The 21,447-nt window shown below is 69.9% G+C and carries 23 protein-coding genes; 8 read left to right on the top strand and 15 right to left on the bottom strand.

The window, feature by feature from the left end; genetic code table 11:
• Positions 1–43: 43 nt before the first annotated feature.
• The 4 genes from HD599_RS16080 to HD599_RS16095 form a co-directional block, all read right to left on the bottom strand.
• Positions 44–235, bottom strand: a complete 192-nt coding sequence (locus HD599_RS16080; RefSeq protein ID WP_184239434.1) for a YbdD/YjiX family protein — start codon at positions 233–235, stop codon at positions 44–46.
• Positions 235–2,481 carry a carbon starvation CstA family protein gene (locus HD599_RS16085; protein ID WP_184239436.1) on the bottom strand — a complete coding sequence of 749 codons (2,247 nt, stop codon included), beginning with the start codon at positions 2,479–2,481 and terminating at the stop codon, positions 235–237. The genes HD599_RS16080 and HD599_RS16085 overlap by 1 nt, the downstream gene beginning before the upstream one ends.
• Positions 2,482–2,535: 54 nt before the next feature.
• Entirely contained in the window at positions 2,536–3,405 is an 870-nt protein-coding gene (locus HD599_RS16090; RefSeq protein WP_343062117.1) for a serine hydrolase, read from the bottom strand.
• A gap of 71 nt (positions 3,406–3,476) precedes the next feature.
• Positions 3,477–5,462 (bottom strand): M13 family metallopeptidase, encoded by a 1,986-nt coding sequence (locus HD599_RS16095; protein WP_184239441.1) that lies wholly within the window; start codon positions 5,460–5,462, stop codon positions 3,477–3,479.
• 167 nt (positions 5,463–5,629) lie between these two features.
• Between HD599_RS16095 and HD599_RS16100 the strand changes: the two genes are divergently transcribed.
• On the top strand, positions 5,630–6,943 hold the full coding sequence (locus HD599_RS16100; protein ID WP_184239443.1) for an MATE family efflux transporter: 1,314 nt from the start codon (positions 5,630–5,632) through the stop codon (positions 6,941–6,943).
• A 107-nt stretch (positions 6,944–7,050) separates the two neighbouring features.
• Here HD599_RS16100 and HD599_RS16105 read toward each other — a convergent pair whose 3' ends face one another.
• Entirely contained in the window at positions 7,051–8,139 is a 1,089-nt protein-coding gene (locus HD599_RS16105; protein ID WP_184239445.1) for a LacI family DNA-binding transcriptional regulator, read from the bottom strand.
• Between the two features lie 72 nt (positions 8,140–8,211).
• Here HD599_RS16105 and HD599_RS16110 point away from each other — a divergent pair, with 72 nt between their 5' ends.
• The 3 genes from HD599_RS16110 (at position 8,212) to nucS (ending at position 11,132) form a co-directional block, all read left to right on the top strand.
• Complete coding sequence (locus HD599_RS16110) at positions 8,212–9,492, top strand: MFS transporter (RefSeq protein WP_184239447.1); 1,281 nt, start codon at positions 8,212–8,214, stop codon at positions 9,490–9,492.
• Positions 9,493–9,653: 161 nt separating this feature from the next.
• Entirely contained in the window at positions 9,654–10,427 is a 774-nt protein-coding gene (locus HD599_RS16115; protein WP_184239449.1) for an SseB family protein, read from the top strand.
• Between the two features lie 9 nt (positions 10,428–10,436).
• Complete coding sequence (gene nucS / locus HD599_RS16120; RefSeq protein WP_184239452.1) at positions 10,437–11,132, top strand: endonuclease NucS; 696 nt, start codon at positions 10,437–10,439, stop codon at positions 11,130–11,132.
• Positions 11,133–11,181: 49 nt separating this feature from the next.
• On the opposite strand, the gene HD599_RS16125 is transcribed toward nucS, so the two are convergent.
• Positions 11,182–11,547 carry a DoxX family protein gene (locus HD599_RS16125; RefSeq protein ID WP_184239454.1) on the bottom strand — a complete coding sequence of 122 codons (366 nt, stop codon included), beginning with the start codon at positions 11,545–11,547 and terminating at the stop codon, positions 11,182–11,184.
• 124 nt (positions 11,548–11,671) lie between these two features.
• Here HD599_RS16125 and HD599_RS16130 point away from each other — a divergent pair, with 124 nt between their 5' ends.
• Positions 11,672–12,067 carry a winged helix-turn-helix transcriptional regulator gene (locus HD599_RS16130; protein WP_184239456.1) on the top strand — a complete coding sequence of 132 codons (396 nt, stop codon included), beginning with the start codon at positions 11,672–11,674 and terminating at the stop codon, positions 12,065–12,067.
• A 28-nt stretch (positions 12,068–12,095) separates the two neighbouring features.
• Positions 12,096–12,752, top strand: coding sequence for an HAD hydrolase-like protein (locus HD599_RS16135; RefSeq protein WP_184239459.1), 657 nt, complete (start codon positions 12,096–12,098; stop codon positions 12,750–12,752).
• Between the two features lie 58 nt (positions 12,753–12,810).
• On the opposite strand, the gene HD599_RS16140 is transcribed toward HD599_RS16135, so the two are convergent.
• Positions 12,811–13,020 (bottom strand): hypothetical protein, encoded by a 210-nt coding sequence (locus HD599_RS16140; protein WP_184239461.1) that lies wholly within the window; start codon positions 13,018–13,020, stop codon positions 12,811–12,813.
• Positions 13,021–13,071: 51 nt separating this feature from the next.
• Between HD599_RS16140 and HD599_RS16145 the strand changes: the two genes are divergently transcribed.
• Positions 13,072–13,515, top strand: a complete 444-nt coding sequence (locus HD599_RS16145; protein WP_184239463.1) for a MarR family winged helix-turn-helix transcriptional regulator — start codon at positions 13,072–13,074, stop codon at positions 13,513–13,515.
• 20 nt (positions 13,516–13,535) lie between these two features.
• Here HD599_RS16145 and HD599_RS16150 read toward each other — a convergent pair whose 3' ends face one another.
• The 8 genes from HD599_RS16150 to HD599_RS16185 all read right to left on the bottom strand — a co-directional run bounded on the left by HD599_RS16150 (position 13,536) and on the right by HD599_RS16185 (position 20,114).
• A complete protein-coding gene (locus HD599_RS16150; RefSeq protein WP_184239465.1) occupies positions 13,536–14,285 on the bottom strand; it encodes a class I SAM-dependent methyltransferase in 750 nt (249 codons plus the stop codon).
• A gap of 87 nt (positions 14,286–14,372) precedes the next feature.
• A complete protein-coding gene (locus tag HD599_RS16155) occupies positions 14,373–15,392 on the bottom strand; it encodes an NAD(P)/FAD-dependent oxidoreductase (RefSeq protein WP_184239467.1) in 1,020 nt (339 codons plus the stop codon).
• Positions 15,389–15,907: an isoprenylcysteine carboxyl methyltransferase family protein gene (locus HD599_RS16160; protein WP_184239469.1), complete on the bottom strand. Its 519-nt coding sequence runs from the start codon at positions 15,905–15,907 to the stop codon at positions 15,389–15,391. The genes HD599_RS16155 and HD599_RS16160 overlap by 4 nt, the downstream gene beginning before the upstream one ends.
• Complete coding sequence (locus tag HD599_RS16165) at positions 15,904–16,965, bottom strand: type III polyketide synthase (RefSeq protein WP_184239471.1); 1,062 nt, start codon at positions 16,963–16,965, stop codon at positions 15,904–15,906. The genes HD599_RS16160 and HD599_RS16165 overlap by 4 nt, the downstream gene beginning before the upstream one ends.
• Before the next feature lie 78 nt (positions 16,966–17,043).
• Positions 17,044–18,198 carry an SLC13 family permease gene (locus HD599_RS16170; protein WP_184239472.1) on the bottom strand — a complete coding sequence of 385 codons (1,155 nt, stop codon included), beginning with the start codon at positions 18,196–18,198 and terminating at the stop codon, positions 17,044–17,046.
• A 17-nt stretch (positions 18,199–18,215) separates the two neighbouring features.
• A complete protein-coding gene (locus tag HD599_RS16175; protein WP_184239475.1) occupies positions 18,216–18,479 on the bottom strand; it encodes a hypothetical protein in 264 nt (87 codons plus the stop codon).
• Positions 18,480–18,555: 76 nt separating this feature from the next.
• Positions 18,556–19,200 (bottom strand): hypothetical protein, encoded by a 645-nt coding sequence (locus HD599_RS16180; RefSeq protein WP_184239477.1) that lies wholly within the window; start codon positions 19,198–19,200, stop codon positions 18,556–18,558.
• A 161-nt stretch (positions 19,201–19,361) separates the two neighbouring features.
• A complete protein-coding gene (locus HD599_RS16185) occupies positions 19,362–20,114 on the bottom strand; it encodes a class I SAM-dependent methyltransferase (RefSeq protein WP_184239479.1) in 753 nt (250 codons plus the stop codon).
• A gap of 124 nt (positions 20,115–20,238) precedes the next feature.
• Between HD599_RS16185 and HD599_RS16190 the strand changes: the two genes are divergently transcribed.
• A complete protein-coding gene (locus HD599_RS16190) occupies positions 20,239–21,447 on the top strand; it encodes an MFS transporter (protein WP_184239482.1) in 1,209 nt (402 codons plus the stop codon).

Raw genomic sequence — 21,447 nt, forward strand, 5'->3', positions numbered from 1 at the left:
GCTGACGGATGCGCGCGCTACCCGCGCCCTCGGCACGGCGCGGTCAGCAGCAGCGGCCCTCGGGAGCCGTATCCTGGCGATCGGTGCGGTCGCGCCAGAACTCGCGCTCGGTCATCACCGTCGCACCCTCGCCGTGCACGGTCGCGGCGTGGGCGAGGTACTTCTCGTAGGCGTCCTCTCCCATAACACCGCGCACGTACCAGCGGATCCCGCGCACGACCTCGGCGGCGCGCATCAGTGTGCGCTCCGTTTCGGCGCGGCGGGTAGCGCGTCCCACTGCTTCTGGATCTCGCGCTCGGCCGGGGTCGCGACGAGACCGGCCGGCGCGAAGATCTGCGATTCGACCGCGGCATCCTCGCTGCTTTCGGACGCTCCCCGCCGCGCCGCCCGCACGGTCGCGATGACCGCCGTGACGATCACGATGATCGCGAGGCTCACGAACAGGATCGACAACACGCCCTGCACCATGGTGTTGCGCACCACGGCGTTCATCGCCTCCACCGTCGGCGCCGTGCCGAAGCTCGTCTCGCCCTCGGCGAGCGCCTGCCGGAACGCCGCGTTCTGCGCGAAGTAGCCGACCGCGGGCACCGACGAGAATATCTTCAGGAACGAGGCGGAGATCGTCACCACGGCGGCGAACCCGAGCGGCAGCGCGACGATCCAGAGGAACCGGAAGTAGCCGCGCTTCGCGATGATCGCGAGGCACACAGCGAGCGCGATCGCCGCCAGCAGCTGGTTCGCGATGCCGAACAGCGGGAACAGCGTGTTGATGCCGCCGAGCGGGTCGGTGACTCCCATCAGCAGGATCGCTCCCCAGGCCGCCACCATGATGGCGGTGGCGATCCAGGCGCCGACCCGCCACGACGTGTTCTTGAACTTCGGAAGGACGTTGCCGATCGAGTCCTGCAGCATAAAGCGCGCGACCCGCGTGCCCGCGTCGACCGCGGTCAGGATGAACAGCGCCTCGAACATAATCGCGAAGTGGTACCAGAACGACATCAGCCCGCTACCGCCGATCAGCTGCTGCATGATGTGCGCGAGGCCGACCGCGAGGGTGGGGGCGCCTCCGGTGCGGGAGACTATCGACTCCTCGCCCACGTCATTCGCCGTCTGTTCCAGCATCTCGGGCGTGAGGTTCACCCCCGAGAGGCCGAGGCCGTTCACGAATGCGACAGCGCCCTCGATGGTGCCGCCCGTGGCCGCCGCCGAGGCGTTCATGGCGAAGTAGATCCCCCGGTCGATCGACAACGCTGCGACGAGCGCCATGATCGCCACGAACGACTCCATCAACATGCCGCCGTAGCCGATGAAGCGGGTCTGCCGCTCCTTCTCCACGAGCTTGGGGGTCGTGCCGGAAGCGATCAGCGCGTGGAATCCCGAGAGGGCACCGCAAGCAATGGTCACGAACAGGAACGGGAAGAGCGTGCCGCTCACTACCGGACCGGTGCCCGTCGTCGCGAACTCGCTCACCGCCGGCGCAGTGATCTCGGGCCGCACGATGATGATGGCGAGCGCGAGCATAAGGATCGTGCCGATCTTCATAAACGTCGAGAGGTAGTCGCGCGGCGCGAGCAGCAGCCAGACCGGCAAAACGGCGGCGACGAAGCCATAGACGATGATGCCGATGGCGAGCGGCACCTTGTCGATGGTGAAGAGCGCCACGCCCCAGTCGGTTTCGGCGACCGCGCCGCCGCCGATAATCGCGGCGAGCAGCAGCACGAAGCCGATGATCGACACCTCGGTCACCTTGCCGGGGCGGAGGAAGCGCAGATAGCAACCCATGAACAGTGCGATCGGTATGGTCATCGCGACGGAGAACACGCCCCACGGGCTCTCGGCGAGCGCGTTCACGACGACGAGCGCGAGGATCGCGACGATGATCACCATGATGGTCAACGTCGCCACGATCGCCGCCGTGCCGCCGACGCGACCGAGTTCGTCCCTCGCCATCTGGCCGAGCGAGCGGCCGCCGCGGCGCATCGAGAAGAACATCACGAGATAGTCCTGCACGGCGCCGGCGAGAACGACGCCCACGATGATCCAGATCGTGCCGGGCAGGTAGCCCATCTGCGCGGCAAGCACCGGGCCGACGAGGGGTCCGGCACCCGCTATCGCGGCGAAGTGGTGGCCGTAGAGCACCCGGCGGTCGGTGACCGCGAAGTCCTTGCCGTCGGCCTTGTACTCGGCCGGGGTCGCGCGGCGGTCGTCGGGCTTCACGAGGTGCTTCTCGATGTACTTCGAGTAGAAGCGGTACCCGATGAAGTAGGTGCAGACCGCGGCGAAGACGAACCAGATCGCGTTGACGGTCTCGCCGCGGATGACGGCGAGCATCACCCAGCTCAGACCTCCGAGCAGGGCGACCGCCACCCAGATGACGACCTTCAGCGGAGTCCACCTCCGATCCTCGGCCTCGAGGATCTCTGGGTCTACGGCGACCGGCGGGCGGCCCGATGTGTTCGCGCGTGCAGACGTGTGTGCCATGTTTCTCCCCATTGAGTAACGTGTGTGACCGGTCGGCACCACGGTAACACGGGGCTAGTGCACGTACTCGAGCAACTCCTGGCCCACGGTGCGCATCGCGTCCACCACGCTGAGCCGGCGCGCGAGCGAGTCGTCGTCGAACTGCACCGAGACCGCGTACGACACCGCCGTGCGACGCCCCCGCAGCGCGCCCGCTTCGGACCGCACGCCGGTGTCGGCGCCCGTCTTGTTGATCAGCAGCGTGCCGTGGTCGGCGCTGCGGTGCGACAGCGGGTCGAGACCGAACGCGCTCGCGACCATCGACAGGTCGCTGTTGAGGGAGATCCAACCCATGACGCGCTGGCTCGTGACGGCGTCGACGACCTCCTCCCGGGCGAGCATGCCGAAGAGTCTGGCGAGCTCGGCTGTCGATCCGACGGAGAGTTGTGGCGCGTCATCCGGCCCCCGCGTATTGCGGGCGAAGTCGAGCAGTGCCGTGCGGCTGAGGCCGAGCGACTCGGTGCGGGCCCGCACGGCGTCGAGGCCGACGCGGCTGAGCAGCAGATTCGTCGCGAGGTTGTCGCTCGTCGCGCCGACCAGGGTGGCGAGGTCGGCGACCGGGAGCGCCGGCGCCTGCATGTGCTGCCAGACCCCGCTCTCGCCCACGGTGTTGACGGGCGGCTTGTCGATGATGCCGAGGCCGATGTTCTCGCGCGCGGTCAGCCGCGCCGACACCTCGATGAGCAGCAGCACCTTGCCGATGTCGGCGGTGGGCAGCACGATGCGGTCGTCGATCGAGACGAGCGGCGTGCCGGTGGAGAGATCGAGCACGTGCGCCGACACCTGCGCGCCCTCGTAGGCGAGGCGGCCGAGCGCGCGGAACGAGGCGGTGAACCTCGGCTCCCGCGCGGCGGCGACGTGGCGCCCCGGCGATGCCGCGCGCACTCGATCAGAGCGTTCTCGTACCTTGGCTACATCTGCCACTGCAGGCCTCTACCGTGCGCTCGATACAAGGATCACCAAATGGTGACTCTTTCGGTCGGGTCAAGCCAGAGCGCGTCGGTGGGCGTGACTCCGAAAGTTTCGTAGAAGTCGTCAATATTACGCACGATCTGGTTGCAGCGGAATTCGTTCGGAGAGTGTGGATCGATCGCGATCAATCGGATAACCTCCTCGTCGCGCGCCTTGATCTGCCAGGCCTGCGCCCACGACAGGAAGAAGCGCTCGGCGCCGGTCAAACCGTCGATGACCGGGGGTTCTTCGCCCTTCAGCGAGAGCAGGTAGGCCTTCCAGGCGATGCTCAACCCGCCGAGGTCGCCGATGTTCTCGCCGATCGTGAGGGCACCGTTGACGTGGTGGTCGGGGGTCTGGGCGGGGGCGAGCGCGTCGTACTGCGCGATGAGCGACGCGGTGAGCTTGTCGAACGCGGCCTTGTCGTCGGCGGTCCACCAGTCGGTGAGCTTGCCGTCGCCGTCGTACTTCGAGCCCTGGTCGTCGAAACCGTGTCCGATCTCGTGCCCGATGACGGCACCGATGGCACCGTAGTTCGCCGCCGCGTCGCGCTTCTCGTCGAAGAAGGGGAACTGCAGGATGGCGGCCGGGAACACGATCTCGTTGAATCCAGGGTTGTAGTACGCGTTGATCGTCTGCGGGGTCATGAACCACTCGTCGCGGTCGAGCGGCTGGCCGATCTTGCCCAGTTCGCGCTGGAACTCGAACTCGTTCGTGGCCCGCACGTTGCCGAGCAGGTCGTCGGCCGCGATCGCGAGCGTCGAGTAGTCGCGCCACTTCACCGGGTATCCGATCTTGGGCGTGAACTTGTCCAGCTTGTCGAGCGCGCGCTCGCGGGTCTCCGCGCCCATCCAGGTCAGGGCGGTGATGCTCTGGCGGTAGGCCTCGACGAGGTGGTCGACGAGCACGTCCATGCTCGCCTTCGCCTCCTCGGGGAAGTGGCGTTCGACGTAGATGCGGCCGACCGCCTCGCCGAGGGCGCCCTCGACCAACGAGACGCCGCGCTTCCAGCGGGCCCGCAGCTCGGGCGTACCGGTGAGGGTCTTGCCGTAGAAGTCGAAGTTGGCGGCGACGAACTCGTCGCTCAGGTAGGCGGCGTTCGAGCGCACGACCTGCCAGGCCAGCCAGTCCGTCCACGAGTCGAGGCGGTCCCCGGTCAGCAGGTCGGCGAGGCCGGCGAAGAAGCTCGGCTGGCGGACGACGACTTCGTCGAAGGATGCCGCGGGCACATCGAGCGCGGACTTCCAGACGTCGAAGTCCGCACCCTCCATCACGTCCTCGACGCTCGCGAGGGCACGGGCCTCGGTCCAGGCCATCGGGTTGTAGGTGGCCTCGCTGTCGCGGTTCTTCACCTTGTCCCAGTGGTGGCCGGCGATGTCGGTCTCGAGGGCGAAGATGCGGGCCGCGGCCTCGGCAGCGTTCTCGCGGCCGGCGAGCGTCAGCATGCGCTCGATGAAGGCGACATAGGCGGTACGGATGTCGGCGAACTTCTCTTCGCGGTAGTACGACTCGTCGGGCAGGCCGATGCCGCCCTGCTCGAGGAAGACGAGGTAGCGCTCGGGGTTGCCCGGGTCGTTGTCGACGAAGACGTGCACGAAGCCGCTCGAGCCGCGGCGCTCGAGGCGGCCGAGGGTCGCGAGCAGGTCGGGGATCGAGCCGACGGCGTCGACCTCGGCGAGCAGCGGCTGCAGCGGGGTGGCGCCGAGCTCCTGGATGCGGGCCTCGTCGAGGAAGCTGGCGTAGAGGTCGCCGAACTTGCGCTCCTCGGTGCCGGGCTCTGCCGACTGCGCCTCGACGATGATGTCGCGCACGGCCTTCTCGGCCTCTTCGGCCAGCACGTAGAACGAGCCGTAGCGCGCCTTGTCGCTCGGGATCTCGGTGCGGGCGATCCACTTACCGTTGACGTGGCGGAACAGGTCGTCCTGCGGACGCACCGCCGGGTCGAGTTCTTCGGTGAGGATTCCGGCGGGGAGCTGCGTTTCGGCGGTCATGGTGTCCAGCCTAGGACTCTGGGCTTGGCGGTGGTTGAGTAGCAGTCGCCGAGCTTGTCGAAGCGGGTTGAGCTCGTCGAAGCCGGTTGAGCTCGTCGAAACCCCTCAGCGGCCGACCACCGACGGTTTCGAGAGGCTCAACCCGCCCACCGGGCAGACTGGTCACGATGAAAGACCTCGACCGCGACATCCGCCGCCTCGCCCTGCCTGCCCTCGGTGCCCTCGTGGCCGAGCCGCTCTTCCTGCTCACCGACACCGCGCTCGTCGGGCACCTCGGCGCGACGCCGCTCGCCGGACTCGGCATCGCGAGCGTCGTGCTGCAGACCGTCGTGGGGCTACTGGTGTTCCTCGCCTACGCGACGACGCCGATGGTCGCTCGTCGGCTCGGGTTCGGCGACACCGCGGGCGCCGTGCGCGCGGGGATCGACGGCGTCTGGCTCGCGCTCGCGGTCGGTGCGCTGCTCGTGCTCGTCGGGGTGCCGTCGTCGGGCTGGCTCGTCTCCCTCTTCGGCGCGACCCCGGACGTGACCGAGGCCGCGACGGTCTACCTCTCGATCTCGCTCTGGGGGGTCCCGGCGCTGCTGCTCACGCTCGCCGCGAGCGGGCTGCTGCGCGGGCTGCAGAACACGCGTACCCCGCTCGTCGTCGCGGGGGCGGGCTTCGGCGCGAACGCCGTGCTCAACGCGGTGCTGATCTACGGCGCCGGCTGGGGAATCGCGGGCTCGGCGATCGGCACGGTCGTCGCGAGCTGGGGCATGGCGGCCGCGTACCTGGTGATCATCGTGCGGGCGGCGCGCTCCTCGGGGGCGACGCTGACCCCGCACGTCTCCGGGATCGCGAGCGCCCTGCGGTCGGGCGGCTGGCTGCTGTTGCGCACCGCCTCGCTGCGGGTGGCGCTGCTCGCGACGGTGTTCGTCGCGACCGGCTTCGGCACGGCCGAACTCGCCGCGACCCAGATCGCGCTCACCCTGTTCTCGACGCTCGCGTTCGTGCTGGACGCGCTCGCCATCGCGGGCCAGGCCATGATCGGGCACGGGCTCGGCGCGTCGGACGTGCCGCGCGTGCGGGCGATCACGCGTCGGCTGCTGCAGTTCGGCGTGGTGGGCGGGGCGGGGCTCGGCCTGCTGATCGCGGCCCTCTCGCCGGTGCTCCCGCTGATCTTCACGACGGATGACGCGGTCGTCGGCCCGCTCGTACTCGCGTTGCTCGTGATGGCCGTGGGTGTGCCGCTCGCCGGGTATGCGTTCGTGCTCGACGGTGTGCTCATCGGTGCGGGGGATGCGCGGTATCTCGCAGTCGCCGGCATCCTGAACCTGGTCGTGTATTTGCCGCTGCTGGGGGCGGTCGTGGCGAGCGGCGCGACCGGGGGCGCCGCCGTGGCGCTGCTCTGGGCGGCGTTCGGCCTCGGCTACATGGGGTCCCGCGCCCTGACTCTCGGCTTGCGCGCGCGCACCGACCGCTGGATGGTCGTCGGCGCGTAGTCGGGGGTGCGCGGCGCTACGGCGCCCGAGGTTGCGCGGCGTATTCTCGCCGCCGCGCCCGAAATTTCGCGCGCGCTAGCGAAAATACGCAGCGCGACCGGTAGCGCTCAGCGGACGGGCGCGGGGCCCGTCGTCGCGCCGAGGCGTAGCTCGCTCGTCAGGCTCGCCGGCAGCGCGGGCTCCCCGGCGAGGCTCGCCAGGATCGCGCGTCCCGCGGCACGGCCCTTGTCGACCGCGGGCTGCAGGAGGGTGGTGAGCACGAGGCCGTCGACGCGCACCCCGTCGAAGCCGAGCACGCTGAGGTCCTCGGGCACCCGGAGGCCGAGCGCCTTGGCGGCGCGGATCACGCCGACCGCGAGCAGGTCGCTCTGCGCGATGACCGCGGTCGGACGGTCGGGCGTCGACAGCAGGGCGCGCCCCGCGATCTCCCCCTCTTCGACGAAACTCCCGGCCGCGACGACGCCGCCCGCGTCGGGGAACACGGCGCGGGCACCGCGGATGCGCTCGGTCGCGGTGAACGCGGAACTCTGCGCCTCCCACTCGGGAGTGAGCGGGCCGCGGTCGTGCGACGGACCCAGGGGAAGGGTTACGAGCGCGACTCTCTCGTGACCGAGATCGCGCAGGTGCCGTGCACCGAGCGCGGTGGCCTCGAAGTTGTCCAGATCGATCGGAACAACCCCGGGCATGTGCTCGGCCTCGATCGCGACGATCGGCATCCCGCGCTGGCGCAGCGTGACGACCGACTGGTCGAGGCGGGTGCTGCAGCCGATGAGCACGACCGCGTCCATCGGGGCGACCGCGATGTCGGCCGCTCCCCCGGTGTCGGTGAGCAGCAGAAGAGCGAGGCCGGCCGTGCCCGTGACGTCGGCGATGCCGTCGAGCATCGCGATGTTCATCGGGTCGCGGAAGGCGTCGGCGAGGCGGTCCTCGATGACGACACCCACGATGCCGGAGCGTCCACGCCGCAGCGACTGCGCCCGCGGGTCGGGTCCGGCGTAGTCGAGCTGCTCGGCGGCGGCGAGCACCTTGGCCTTCGTCGCGGCCGAGACCGGGCCGGCGCCGCTGAAGGCGAGTGACGCGGTCGAGGGCGAGACGCCGGCGAGGGCGGCGACCGCGGCGAGGTTCGGGCGGGGAACGTCGCTGCGCGCTGCGACGGCGGCCGCGTCATCCCGTCTCGTGCTTGCCGTGTCTCCCATGGCTTGGTAGCTTAGTCGAATCGATTCGACTCGAATCGATTCGATAGCCAATCACCATCCATGGGATCACCAATGTCACAGTCGCCAGCGCCGGCCCACCCCACCTCCTACCCGGGCGGGCTCGACCGCAGGCAGGTCGTCGCCTGGCGCAACGCGATGTTCGTCATCTTCTCGCTGTGCGGCCTCGGCCTCGCGAGCTGGGTCGCCCGACTCCCGGCCGTGCGCGACTCGCTCGGCGCCTCCACGCTCGACATGGGCGCGCTGATCTTCGGGCTCTCGCTCGGGTCGATCCTGGGGCTGCTCGTCTCGAGCCACGTGATCGCGCGCCTCGGCGCCCGCACCACGATGCGCTGGGCGTTCACGGTCGCCCCGGTCGGCCTCGCCTTCGCGGGCATCTCGGCCAGCCTCGGCACCGGATTCGCCGCGATCTTTGTCGGCCTCGCCGTCTTCGGCGCGTTCTTCAGCGTCAACGACGTGGCGATGAACGTCTCCGGCGCCGCCAACGAGCGTGCCCTCGGCCGCACGATCATGCCGATCTACCACGCGTTCTTCAGCTTCGGCACGATCATCGGGGCAGGCGCGGGCGCCCTCGCCGAGGCCTGGGCCGTGCCGATCGCCGTGCACATGGGGATCGTCGCGGTCGTCATCTTCGGCGCGGGGCAGCTGTCGCTGCGGTTCCTGCAGAGCGAGCACGGAGTCGCCGAGGGCGAGGAGCCCGTCGCCGACGACGACCACTCGAAGAGCTGGCGCGGACGCCTCAGCATCTGGCGCGACCCGCGCACGCTGCTCATCGGCGTGATCGTGCTCGGCATGGCGTTCGCCGAGGGGTCGGCGAACGACTGGCTCACCCTCGCGATGGTCGACGGTCACGGCCTCAGCCGCGCGGGCGGCGCCCTGATGTTCGGCATCTTCGTGACTGCGATGACCGTCGGACGGCTGTGCGGCGTGTTCCTGCTCGACCGGTTCGGGCGGGTGCCGGTCCTGCGCGGCTCGGCGGCGCTCGCCATGGTCGGCCTGCTCATCGTCATCTTCGTGCCCAGCGCCGAGGTCGCGATCGTCGGCATCGTGCTCTGGGGACTCGGTTCGGCGCTCGGCTTCCCGGTCGGCATGTCCGCCGCTGCCGACGATCCGAAGACCGCCGCCGCGCGCGTCAGCGCCGTCGCGACGATCGGCTACGTCGCCTTCCTCGTCGGCCCGCCGATCATCGGCGTGCTGGGCGAGCACTTCGGCATCCTCCGCGCGCTGCTCGTCGTGCTCGTGCTCGTCGTCGCCGCCGGGCTCGCGAGCGGCGCGGCCCGCGAGCCGAAGGGCGCAACCCGCGAGCCGAAGAAAGTCGCGGCTCCCGAGGCCTGAGCCGCGTCATCCGGCCCTCTGCCATTTCGTAACTCAGGCAGGATCCGCCCCGCGCCGCGAGAAACCCCGAAGTCCCGGGATGCCACGGGCCGGCCGGCGAAAACTGCCTGAGTTGCGAGAGTGGGCCCGAAACTGCCACCGCCCTCCGCTAGGGTCGCGCCATGGACCTCGTGGACAACATCCCCCTGCGCGCCAAGCTGGTCGCCTTCGCCGCGTCGCCCGACCAGACCACCTTCACCGACGTGATGCGCATGACCCTGCAGGGCGACCTGCTGCTCGACATGACCGGGTCCGATCTGCGGATGTCCGACGACGGCTCGGCGATCGGCGTCGGCAGCACCCTCGGGTTCGCCCAGGGCACGGGCCCCGATGGCGGCCGCGCCCTGTTCGCGTACACGAACCAGGCCGAGGTCATCCGGGCACACCCCGACGCTCCCGACGACGTGCGCACCCTCGCCCAGCCCGCCGTCGCGACGCTCGAATTCGCGATCGCCCAGGGCTACCAGTGGCTCTACCTCGACAACCTCGGCGCTACGTGCGGCCTCACCCTCAGCGACATGGAGCTGGTGCTGGCCGGCGGCCGCAACGACGAGGTCCGACAGGCCCTGGGGCGTGAGGATGCCGCGGCAGTCCACACCGGAGTCGTCGACGCCCTCGCCCTCGGCGGCGACCTCTACCTGTCGGTCGACGACGAGACCCAGGCCGTGCGCACCTCCCCCTCGGCCGACGGCACCGCGGTCGTGCTCACGTTCACCTCCGCGGTCGAGGGCGCCGCGTTCGACCCGAAGGACTCGTTCCGGGCGCTGCCGGTCGCCGCTCTGATCGACCTCGTGCTCGAGTCGTCGCTCGGCGGCATCGTGATCAACCCGGCCGGCCCGTGGGCGGAGCTCGACCTCGACGACCTGCGTGGGATCCGGTCGGCGCTGCCCCAGTAAGCTCGTCGGGTGCGCCTCGTTATAGCCAAATGCTCCGTCGATTACGCAGGGCGACTGTCGGCGCATCTGCCGATCGCGACCCGCCTCCTGCTCGTCAAAGCGGACGGCAGCGTGCTCGTGCACTCCGACTCGCTCAGCTACAAGCCGCTCAACTGGATGAGCCCGCCGTGCGCGCTCTCCACCGTCGAACCCGACCAGGACCACCTCGACGCCGGGATCACCGAGATCTGGAAGGTCGTGCAGGCGAAGACCGCCGACCAGCTGGTCATCTCGATCCACGAGATCCTGCTCGACACCACGCACGACCTCGGCATCGACCCGGGCCTGCAGAAGGACGGCGTCGAGAGCGACCTGCAGAAGCTGCTCGCCGAACAGATCGAACTGCTCGGCGAGGGCTTCCACCTCGTGCGCCGCGAACACATGACGGCCATCGGTCCCGTCGACATACTGGCGAAGGATGCCGCGGGGGCCAGTGTCGCCGTGGAGATCAAGCGCCGCGGCGACATCGACGGCGTCGAACAGCTGACCCGCTACCTCGAACTGATGAACCGCGACCCGCACCTCGCGCCGGTCGTCGGCGTCTTCGCGGCCCAGGAGATCAAGCCGCAGGCGCGCATGCTCGCCCAAGACCGCGGCATCCGCTGCGTGCTGCTCGACTACGACGCGATGCGCGGCATGGACGACAGCCACTCGCGCCTGTTCTAAGAGCGTCTGTTCTAGAAGCGCCCGCTCTCGAGGCGCCCGACCTCGCCGGCTAGACCCAGAGCAGCCGGCCGAGGAAGACGAACAGCGGCAGGATGACGAGCAGCACGTTCATCGGAAGGCTCTTGTAGACCTTCTCGCCGAGGTGGATTCCGATCGCGACGAGCTGCACGAGCACGAGGCCGCCCGCGGCGAGGATCGTCAGCAGCGGGGCGCCGATGCCGGTCGCCTGCGGCAGGATGAGGCCGATGGCCCCGAGCAGTTCGAGCACACCGACGACCCGCACGACGTTCGGGCTGGTCTTGGTCGTCCACGCGGCCATGGCGCTGTACTTCTCGGTCGCGAAGACCTTCTGCCAGCCCGCGGCGAGGTACAAGAGGGCGACGATCGCGGCGACGATCCAGAGGGCGATTTCCATGGTGATTCCTTCCGAGGCCTCAGGGGCTCCGTTATAGTTACTTTGCGTGCGTAACGCACGAGAAGTATTTATAACCGCACGGAGTCACGTACTTCCATGCCCGTCACGCACCCCGGAGTAAGTAATGGCAATCGCGCCGCAGACAGCCGACCTCACCGCCGTGTGCCGCAGCGACGAACGTGGCGCGGCGCACGTCCGCGACATCCTCGACCGAATCGGTGACAAGTGGAGCATGTTCGTGGTCAGCCTGCTGGAGCGCGGCCCCCAACGGTACGGAACCCTGGCCCGCGACATCCCGGGCATCTCACAGCGCATGCTCACCGTCACCCTGCAGCGGCTCGAGCGCGACGGACTCGTCACGCGCACGAGCTACCCCGAGATCCCGCCGCGGGTCGAGTACGCGCTGTCGCCGCTCGGAGAGAGCCTGCAAGAACCGATCAGCGCCCTCGCCACCTGGGCGTACGCGCACCAGGCCGAGTTCGCCGAGAGCCGCGAGCGGTACGACGCGAAACAGAACTGACACCCGGCCCACCTAAACTGGGCGCAACATGAGCACCCCATACAGCTGCATCCTGTTCGACCTTGACGGAACGATCGTCGACTCGGCGCCCGGAATCACCTCGACCCTCGCCTACATGTTCGAGCGGCTGGGGCTGCCGATCCCCACCCCGAGCGAGCTGCTCACGTACGTCGGCCCGCCGCTGCTCGACTCGTTCCGCGACTACGCGGGGTTCGATGCGGCGCAGTCGGCCGTCGCGCTCGAGATCTACCGCGAGAAGTACCTCAACGTGGGCGCGTACGACGCCACTCAGTACCCCGGCGTCGGACTCGTGCTCAAGGCGGTGCACGAGAGCCCGATCCCGATGTCGCTCGCGACCTCGAAGCCCGAGACACCGGCGACGCTGATCCTCGAGCACTTCAATCTCGCGCGGTACTTCGACATCATCACCGGCGCCTCCGACGACGAAGTACGCAGTGCCAAGAAGGATGTCGTTGCCGAGGCCCTGATCAGGCTGGCAGCCATGGGCGCGGATGTCTCACGGCCCGTCCTCGTCGGCGACCGTGAGCACGACGTGCACGGCGCGGCCGCGAACAACGTGCCGACGATCTTCGTCGAGTGGGGTTACGGCTCGGTCGCCGAGCAGGCCGGGGCGATCGCCACGGTGTCGACCCCCGAGGAGCTGCAGCGCCTGCTGCTCGGCTGACCCGCTCTCGCGGGTTGAGCCTGTCGAAACCCCTACGCGTCCCCGGATTTCGACAGGCTCAATCCGCGCTCGGGCAGTACATCCGCGTCGACGTGTGATCGGTGCTGCGGTCGAACGTGTGCAGCGCCATCGCCTGACCGCACAGCGGGCACGCCTTCTCGGCGGCCGGCGGCAGCGGGTCCTCGTTGTACGGGCCGAGCGGCGGCGGACCGATGTACGGGATCAGCGCGCCGTTAAGGCGGTCCCACCACGGCAGTCTGACCTTCATCGCGCTCTCCTCGTAAATAGTTAGTGCACTAACAATGAGTATACTCACTAGATGACGACAGCCGACCCTCTCGCCCTCGACCGCCAGGTCTGTTTCGCCCTGGCCACGGCCAATCGCAGCGTCATCGCCGTGTACCGTCCGGTGCTCGAAGCGATCGGGTTGACACATCCGCAGTACCTCGTGATGCTCGCCCTCTGGGAGAGCAGCCCGCGCACCGTGCGCGACCTCGGCGACGCGCTGCTGCTCGAACCCGCGACCCTGTCGCCGCTGCTCAAGCGCCTCGAGGCGGCAGGCCTGCTCACGCGCACGCGCAGCGCGAAAGACGACCGCGCCCTCGACATCGAACTCACGGCCGAGGGACGCGCGCTCCGGTCGCAGGCCGAACGGGTGCCCGGGACCATCGTCGACCGGCTGGGACTCTCGGTCGCCGAACTCGAGGAGATGCGGGACGCGCTGACGCGGCTGGTGGCCGCGGCGACCACGCCCGTGGGCTGAACGTCAGGATTTCGACAGGCTCAATCCGCTCGGGCGGCGCGGGCGATCGTCACCCGCGTCAGGTACGGCATGCGGTACTCGGTGAGCCCCGCGGTCTCGGGGTGGGTGTCGAGCAGTTCCCCGAGTCTCGCGAGCAGCGCCTCCCGGTCGGCCACCTCCATCGTGATCACATAGCTGCGTGACGCCACCATCGCGAACAGTTCCTCGCGGCTGAGCGGGTTCTCCCAGCGGAACTCCGCGAACTCGGCGAGCGCGAGCGGCTCCGCGACCGACGGTTCGTGGCTGTTGTACTGCTCCGCTTTCGACTCCCCCATCACCTCGCCGAGCTGCCGCACCCAGTCGACCTCGGGGTCGCGGATGTTCCAGACGAGAGCGAGCGCGCCGCCCGGACGCAGCACCCGCGCCACCTCGGCGGACGCGGCCGGAACGTCCACCCAGTGCCACGACTGGGCGAAGGTGACGAGGTCCGCGCTCGTGTCGTCGAGCGGGAGTTGTTCGGCACTGCCGGCCAGCGAGACGACCGAGGGGTGGTTGCTCGCGAGCCGGGCGAGCATCGCCGGGTCGGGTTCGACGGCGCTGACCGCGAGACCGCGGGCGACGAGCGAGGCGGTGAACTTGCCGGTGCCGGCCCCGACGTCGACCGCGTCGTGCGGTTCGTCGGTCTGGGCGACGATCCAGTCGACCGCTTCGCGCGGGTAACTCGGGCGGCCCTTCTCGTAGTCGCCGACGGCGTTTCCGAAGGACAGGGCATGTTCCGCGTCACGGGTCATGCGTCCCAGCCTACGGAGGCTCGGTGGTTGAGCCTGTCGAAACCCGGACGGGGTCAGGATTTCGACGGGCTCGATCCGCTGAACCGTCTAGCGGGCCAGCCGCTCCACCACCGCGCCGTACACCCGCGGCAACCCCTGCGCCAGCGGCACGATCGCACCCCGCGCCGGCGAACTGGCGGCCGCGACCAGTCCGCTCGTGAGCGCACGGAAGTCCCGCGTGATCCCCCGCCACGCGCGCTCGTAGTCCCCTCCCCCGGTGATCGTGGCGACCGCGGCCTCCGCTTGCGCGAATCCCAGCCGCAGGCCCTCGCCGGTGATGGCGTCGACGTATCCCGACGCGTCCCCCACGAGCAGCACACGTCCGACCCGGCGACGGGACGCGCGCTGCCGCAGCGCGCCTGCCCCGCGCAGCGAACTCGCGGGTTCGCTCTCCAGAAGGTGGGCGAGTGCCGGGATCGCAGCGAGCTCCGCGGCGAAGTCGATGCCCTGCCGTCCGAGCAGCGCGATACCGACCGTGTCGGGGGCGACGGGCGTGACATACGCCTCGACTCCCGGGCTCCAGTGCACCTCGATCAGATCGGTCCACGGAGCGACCCGGAAGTGCTGGCGCAGCCCGAAGCGCCTGCCGCGGCGCGGAGTCTGCAGTTCGACGCCGATCTCCCGGCGCACGGCCGAGTGCAGACCATCGCAGCCGAGCAGCCAGCCGGCGCGCAGTCCGCCCGCGGTGACACCGGCGCCGTCCTGCGTGATCGCGTCGACGCGTCCGGAGACGAACTCCACGCCCGCCGACGCCGCGCGTTCGGCGAGCGCGGCGTGCAACACGGTGCGGCGCACCCCGCGGCCCTCCCCCGACGCGAACCGGTGCTCGGCCCGGCGGTCACCCGAGACGTAGCGGACCCCGCGCAGCGGCATCCCCTCGGGGTCGACACCGAGCCTCGCCAACCGCGGAAGAGCGCCCGGCATCAGCCCCTCGCCGCACGCCTTGTCGATGCCGGCGGACCGCGGTTCCACGACGGCGACCGCGAGCCCGGCCAGCCGCGCCTCGATGGCGGCGGCGAGCCCGACCGGCCCGCCTCCCGCGACGATCACGTCGACGTCGTGGGTCATAGCGACCGCAGCGCCTCGTTCTCGGTGGGTATGCGGAACCGCAGCAGCAGCACGGCGTTGAGCACGGTGAAAACGATCGCCGTGATCCACGCGGTGTGCACGAGCGGCAGCGCGATGCCCTCGACGGCGACGATCAGGTAGTTGGGGTGCGGCAGCCAGGCGAACCGGTACGGGCCCTTGGCCTTCACCGCGCCGGCGCCCGGCACCACGATGACCCGGGTGTTCCACTGCGCACCGAGCGAGGCGATGCACCAGTAGCGCCCGGCCTGACAGGCGAGCGCCACCACGAGCATGGGCCAGCCGAGCCACGGCAGGAACGGCCGGTCGAGCAGGAACACCTCCGCGATGCAGGCGAGCAGGAAGCCCGTGTGCAGCGCGACCATCCACGGGAAGTGGCGCTGGCCGTACTCCACGCCGCCGCGGGCGAAGGCCGCCGCGGCGTTGCGTTTCGAGACCACGAGCTCGACGATGCGCTCGGCCCCGGTCAGCAGTACGAGGGCCAGGTACCAGATCATGCGTCCCACTCCAGTAGTACGAACTCGGCGCTGACGCCGGGGCCGAGCGCGAACAGCAGCCCGGGATCGCCCGCCTCGAACGACCCGAGCGCGAGGGTGTCGGCGAGCACGTGCAGCACGGCCGCCGACGACAGGTTGCCGACACGGTCGAGGCACGCCCAGCTGCGGGCGAACGCCTCCCGGGGCACGCCGAGCGAGGTCTCGAACGCCTCGAGCACCTTGGGGCCGCCCGGGTGCGCGGCCCACCACCCGATGTCCGCGATGCCGAGCTCGTTGCGTGACAGGAAGGCCGCGACATCCGCCGGGAAGTTCTGTTCGATCACCTCGGCCACGCCGGGCGTGAGCACGATCTCGAACCCGGTGCCGCCGACCAGGAAGCCGATGACGTCGGTCGTGTCGGGGTAGATCGCGCTGAGCGTGTCGACCACGCGGGGTCCGGCGGCCAGCGGATGCTCGTCGCCGAGCATCACGACCGCGGCCGCCCCGTCGCCGAACAGGCCGGTCGCGACGAAGTTCGCCATCGTCTCGTCGTCGCGCTGCAGCGTGAGCGAGCAGAGTTCGACGCTGAGCAGCACGCCGACGCCGGTCGGGTGGCCGACGAGGTAGTCGTGCACGCGCGCGATTCCCGCGGCACCGCCCATGCAGCCGAGCCCGTACGACGGCAGCCGCTTGACGTCGTGCCGCAGTCCGAGACGCGGCACGAGAAGGGCGTCGATCGACGGCGCCGAGATGCCGGTGACCGAGGTGAAAAGGACGAAGTCGACGTCGGATGCCGCGAGCCCGGCCTCCGCGAGGGCCACGGTCAAGGCGCGCTCGGCCAGGTCGGTCGCGACCTCGATGAAGAGGTCGTTGGTCTCACGGAAGGAGCCGAGCGAGCGGTAGCGCTCGAGCGGCAGGGCGGTGTGCCGCGTTCCGATGCCGCTCGCCGCGTGCATGCGTTCGATCACCGCCTGCCGGGCGGGCACCGACGTGATGAGCGGAGCGAGCTCGGCCGTGATCTCGCTCTGGGTGTACACATATGGCGGAAGCACGGGAGCGACCGCGGCGATGCGCGTCATGGTGCGAACCTAGCACGCGGTGGCGGCGCCCCCGTCGACGCCGGGAGGCCTCGTCACGCGGCCCCTCCCGGGTTAGGATCACCAGCCGACGGCGAGCGCCAGGGTCGCGAGAGCGACCGTGACGGGCGCCGCCACCAGACCCAGCAGCACGTACCGGGACCACGACAGCTCGACGCCGTTCTGCACGAGCCGCTGATGCCAGAGCAGGGTTGCCAGCGAGGCCCACGGGGTGACCAGCGGGCCCAGATTGGCGCCGATCAGCACCGCGATCAGACGTTCCGGCGAACCCGCAACCGGCTCCAGCGCCAGATAGGCGGGCAGGTTGTTCACGAGATTGGAGGCCGTGGCGCTCACTCCCGCGAGCCGCAGCAGCGAGAGCGGGTCGTCCCCGGTGCCGGATGCCGCGGCGAGCACGGCGCCGAGCCCTGCCGAGTGTGCCGCCTCCATCACGAGGAACAACCCGCCGGCGAAGAGCACGAGCTGCCACGGCACGAGGGAGAACCGCACGACGGACCGCCGACGCACGACGAAGAACGCGCCGAGCACCAGCGCCGCGACCGACGCGGGCACCCAGACGGGGAGGCCGGAGACGAGCGAGGGGATGAGCACCGCGATCGTGACGCCGCTCGCCACCAGCAGCACGCGGTCGTCGATCGGCTCGGACGTCTCTACCCGGTACCGCACGGCGAGATCGCGACGGAAGACCAGGAACAGCACGACCGACGGCACGATGACGCCGACCGCCGCCGCCGGTGCGGTGAGTGCGGCGAACGCGGCCGGTCCGGGGGTGCCGAGCTCGTGCTCGGCGAGCAGGTTGGTGAGGTTGGAGACCGGGAGCAGCAGGCTCGCGGTGTTCGCGAGCCAGACGGTGGTGAGCGCGAAGGGCAGCGGATTGAGGCCGACATGGCGCGCGAGGATGATCACGACCGGCGTCAGCAGCACGGCCGTGGTGTCGAGAGAGAGGAAGACCGTGCTCGCCGTGGCGAGCGCCACCACGAAGAGCCAGAGCAACCAGGCCCGGCCGTGACCCCAGGCCGCAGTGCGTTCGGCCACCCACTGGAAGAGCCCCGCTTCGGAGGCGAGTTCCGTGACCACGGTGATCGCGATCACGAACAGCAGGATCGGCCCGACCCGCTCGCCGAGATCGCCGAGGACGTCGAGGGGGAGGATTCCGAGGGCGACCGCGATCGCACCGACGATCAGCAGCACGCCGCCGACTATCGCGGTGCGCACTGCATCACTCTAGGTGGCTACCGCCCGTTCTCGGCGAGGATCTGGTCGAGGTCGATGCTCGCGAGCAGCGCGTCCCAGTCGAGAGCGCGGGCCTCGTCGGCCACCGCCTCGTCGGCGAACGCCGCGCCGTTGCGGTGCACGACCACTCCGGCCGGCAGCTTGAGATTGAGCTGCGCGAGCACCGCGTCGTCGACGGCCTCCGTGTCGAAGTCCGCGCCCACCTCCGCGAAGTAGTCGGCCGAGACGGTGTACGAGACCGTGGCGATGTGCACCTGTGCCATTTCTGTCCTCCCGGAGTCGAGGCATCCACTATCCCGCCACCCGGCGCTCCTGGCTAGAGACGATCGTCGAGAAGTCCTAAAAACGACGACGAGGGGCGGATGCCGCGACCGCCGGATGCTCCGCGGGCAGACCGTGGCGCTGGCCGTCGGCCGCGAGCGCGACGTTCTTCGCCTCCCACTCGCGGATCGACCGCCTCTCGGGCTCGATCGCGCGGAATTCCTCGCAGCTGATCACGGGTTTTCCACAGGCGCATGCACCGTTTTTCTTGTCATTCTCGTGGTGCAGGCGTTCGAGCCGCCAGAGCACCGCCATCGTGCGGTCGTTCCGCCGGTTCGCGAGCTCGGTGCCGCGGTCGGCCCGGCGGACGACGTCGTTCTCGAGCAGTTCGCGCACGCCGCCCGCTGCGAATTCCCCGGCGACCACGGCGCTGAGCCCGGCCGACTGTTCGCGCAGTTCGGCGATCGTCGCGCTTTCCGCGGCGAGTGCCGCGTCCAATCGCTCGACCTCAGCTTGATGGTTAACCTGCTGGTCAGCGAGCAGATCCGCCCACATCCGCACGTGTTCCCGATCTCGGCGCTCCGACTTGTCGGTTCCCAGATGGTTCACGCAGAGCGCGCAGACCACCTGGTCGCTGGGCGACGAGAATCGGAACGAGCGCGTGGCCAGACAGCAGAGGCACTGTGCCGCGACATCCACGTGGAGTTCGTAGGCGTGGGGCATGGCCGGTTTCTCCTATTCACACACACGTTCGAATGAAAATATGCAGGTGAGTGCTTAACTTCGAATTACATCCCTGTAGTTATCCACAGGGTTTTTAACAGGTACGAAAGATCTATCCACACCCTGTCAGAAAAACTGTTAATAACCCTCGAACGACACTTTCAGCGTTCGATCCGGCCCACGGCGAAGCGGTAGCGGTTGACCAACCGGTAGCCCCCGCCGGAGCGGAATCGTTGGGCCGCGGTCAGCACGACGGACGCGAGGTCGCGCACCACGGAGGCGTCCTCGCCGAGCAGCACGCCGCGCAGCAGGGTCGCGTCGTCGGCGGCGAGCCACGGCACCTCGACCACCCCCGCGGTCACGACGCGGAATCCGGCGTCGGCGAGTGCCTGTTCCAGCCCGCCCGCGAGACGCAGGTCGCCGTCGGGCTGTGGCTCCTCGCCGTCGGCCTCGGCGACCGCCGCCTCGATCAGGTCGAGATCGTTGAGCGCGCCCTCCGCCCAGTTCGCGACCGCGACGAACCCGCCGTCGACGGTCACCCGCGCGAACTCCTCGAGCGCGCCGACGGTGTCCTCGGCGAACTGCAGCGCGTTGACCGCGGTCACCACGTCGAACGAGCCGTCGGCCCATGGGAGGGTCTCGGCGTCGCCGACCCGCACGTCGGCCAGGGGTGCCGCGGCCCGCGCCGCCGCCACCATGCCGGGCGCCGGGTCGATGCCGGACGCCACGGCGCCGAGACCGGTCAGCAGCCGGAGGAACTCGCCGCTGCCGCAGCCCACGTCGAGAACCCGGGACCCTGCCCCGACACCGGATGCCGCGACCAGAGCCCGTTGCGCCGGCTCGGCCGCCGCGCCCCAGAGTTCGCTCCACTCCCCGGCGAGCGCGCTCCAGCCGTCCTGCCCGTCATCGCCCATGCCGACCAGAGTACCCAGCCGTGCACGGTGTCCACGGGGGAATGCCCGGACCCGTTCTACGGTTGCCCACGGGGATGGCAACGTCGCCGCGACAGCACACCTCGAGCGGAAACGGACCCCACACATGCGCACACTGAGTCGTCGCTCGAGCTTCTGGGTCGCGGCATCCGTGGCCGCCATCGCGCTCTGGACCAGCGCCGCACCCACCGTGACCTATCCGCTGTACGCCGCGGAGTGGGACCTCGCCACCGCCACGACCACGGCGATCTTCGCGGTCTACCCGATCACCCTCGTGGTGGCCCTCGCGGTCTTCGGCAATCTCAGCGACTACGTCGGCCGCCGCGTCGCGATCCTGACCGGGCTGGCCGCGTCGTTGCTCGGCGTGATCCTATTCGCCGTCGCCCCGAGCGTCGAGTGGCTCTTCGCCGGGCGCGCCCTGATGGGGCTCGGTGTGGCGCTGTCCCTCAGCCCGGCGACCGCCGCGGTGGTCGAGTTCAGCGCGCCCGGCCAGGCCAAGCGCGCCGGCTCGGTCACCACGGCAGCGACCGCGGTCGGGCTGGTGCTCAGCATGCTCGTCGGCGGGGCGCTCATCGAGTACGCGCCGCTGCCGACCCACCTCAACTTCGTCGTGCTCTCGGCTTTCATCGCCGTGGTGGGGGTGTTCGCGTGGTTCCTCCCGCGCCACAGCCCCGACGTGGCCGCGGGACGCTGGCGTCCCCGCGGAATCGTCGTCCCCCGCGGCATCCGCCATTTCTTCGCCATCGGCGCACTGTCTCTCGTCTCGGCCTTCGCGCTCGGCGTGATCTTCCTCTCCCTCGGCGCCGACATCGCGCAGACCCTCATCGGGTCCGACAACGCCCTCGTCAACGGCTCGCTGCTCGCGGTCAATGCGGCGATGATCGCGGTCGCCGCCATCCTGCTGCGCAACGTCGCCCCCGTCACCCTCGTGATGCTCGGCGCGGTCACGACGGTCGTCGGCATCGGCGTGCTGCTCGCTTCGTCGCTGCAACACTCGCTCGCGCTCTTCCTCGTCGCGGCCGTCATCACCGGGTTCGGCTACAGCATGCTGTTCTCCGGGGGTCTCGGAACCGTGAGCGCCGCGGCGCCCGCCCACCACCGTGCCGGCACGCTCTCGGCCGTCTATCTCGTCGCCTACTTCTTCCAAGGGGCGACCGCGCTGTTCCTCGGTTCCCTCGCCACCGGCTACGACCTCCAGTTCGCGCTCGAGATCGGCGCGGTCGTCGTCACCGTGTTCAGCGTCACCGCGCTCGTGCTCGGGCTGACCCTCGGCCGCGGCACGGCCACGGCGACGGAGCCCGCGCCGGCCGCATGA

The sequence above is a fragment of the Conyzicola lurida genome, from assembly GCF_014204935.1.
Lineage (GTDB): Bacteria > Actinomycetota > Actinomycetes > Actinomycetales > Microbacteriaceae > Conyzicola > Conyzicola lurida.

Coding starts and splice junctions, on each gene's coding strand:
- HD599_RS16080 (WP_184239434.1), bottom strand. CDS start 235: ATGCGCGCCGCCGAGGTCGTGCGCGGGATCCGCTGGTACGTGCGCGGT.
- HD599_RS16085 (WP_184239436.1), bottom strand. CDS start 2,481: ATGGCACACACGTCTGCACGCGCGAACACATCGGGCCGCCCGCCGGTC.
- HD599_RS16095 (WP_184239441.1), bottom strand. CDS start 5,462: ATGACCGCCGAAACGCAGCTCCCCGCCGGAATCCTCACCGAAGAACTC.
- HD599_RS16100 (WP_184239443.1), top strand. CDS start 5,630: ATGAAAGACCTCGACCGCGACATCCGCCGCCTCGCCCTGCCTGCCCTC.
- HD599_RS16105 (WP_184239445.1), bottom strand. CDS start 8,139: ATGGGAGACACGGCAAGCACGAGACGGGATGACGCGGCCGCCGTCGCA.
- HD599_RS16110 (WP_184239447.1), top strand. CDS start 8,212: ATGTCACAGTCGCCAGCGCCGGCCCACCCCACCTCCTACCCGGGCGGG.
- HD599_RS16115 (WP_184239449.1), top strand. CDS start 9,654: ATGGACCTCGTGGACAACATCCCCCTGCGCGCCAAGCTGGTCGCCTTC.
- HD599_RS16125 (WP_184239454.1), bottom strand. CDS start 11,547: ATGGAAATCGCCCTCTGGATCGTCGCCGCGATCGTCGCCCTCTTGTAC.
- HD599_RS16130 (WP_184239456.1), top strand. CDS start 11,672: ATGGCAATCGCGCCGCAGACAGCCGACCTCACCGCCGTGTGCCGCAGC.
- HD599_RS16135 (WP_184239459.1), top strand. CDS start 12,096: ATGAGCACCCCATACAGCTGCATCCTGTTCGACCTTGACGGAACGATC.
- HD599_RS16140 (WP_184239461.1), bottom strand. CDS start 13,020: ATGAAGGTCAGACTGCCGTGGTGGGACCGCCTTAACGGCGCGCTGATC.
- HD599_RS16145 (WP_184239463.1), top strand. CDS start 13,072: ATGACGACAGCCGACCCTCTCGCCCTCGACCGCCAGGTCTGTTTCGCC.
- HD599_RS16150 (WP_184239465.1), bottom strand. CDS start 14,285: ATGACCCGTGACGCGGAACATGCCCTGTCCTTCGGAAACGCCGTCGGC.
- HD599_RS16155 (WP_184239467.1), bottom strand. CDS start 15,392: ATGACCCACGACGTCGACGTGATCGTCGCGGGAGGCGGGCCGGTCGGG.
- HD599_RS16160 (WP_184239469.1), bottom strand. CDS start 15,907: ATGATCTGGTACCTGGCCCTCGTACTGCTGACCGGGGCCGAGCGCATC.
- HD599_RS16165 (WP_184239471.1), bottom strand. CDS start 16,965: ATGACGCGCATCGCCGCGGTCGCTCCCGTGCTTCCGCCATATGTGTAC.
- HD599_RS16175 (WP_184239475.1), bottom strand. CDS start 18,479: ATGGCACAGGTGCACATCGCCACGGTCTCGTACACCGTCTCGGCCGAC.
- HD599_RS16180 (WP_184239477.1), bottom strand. CDS start 19,200: ATGCCCCACGCCTACGAACTCCACGTGGATGTCGCGGCACAGTGCCTC.
- HD599_RS16185 (WP_184239479.1), bottom strand. CDS start 20,114: ATGGGCGATGACGGGCAGGACGGCTGGAGCGCGCTCGCCGGGGAGTGG.
- HD599_RS16190 (WP_184239482.1), top strand. CDS start 20,239: ATGCGCACACTGAGTCGTCGCTCGAGCTTCTGGGTCGCGGCATCCGTG.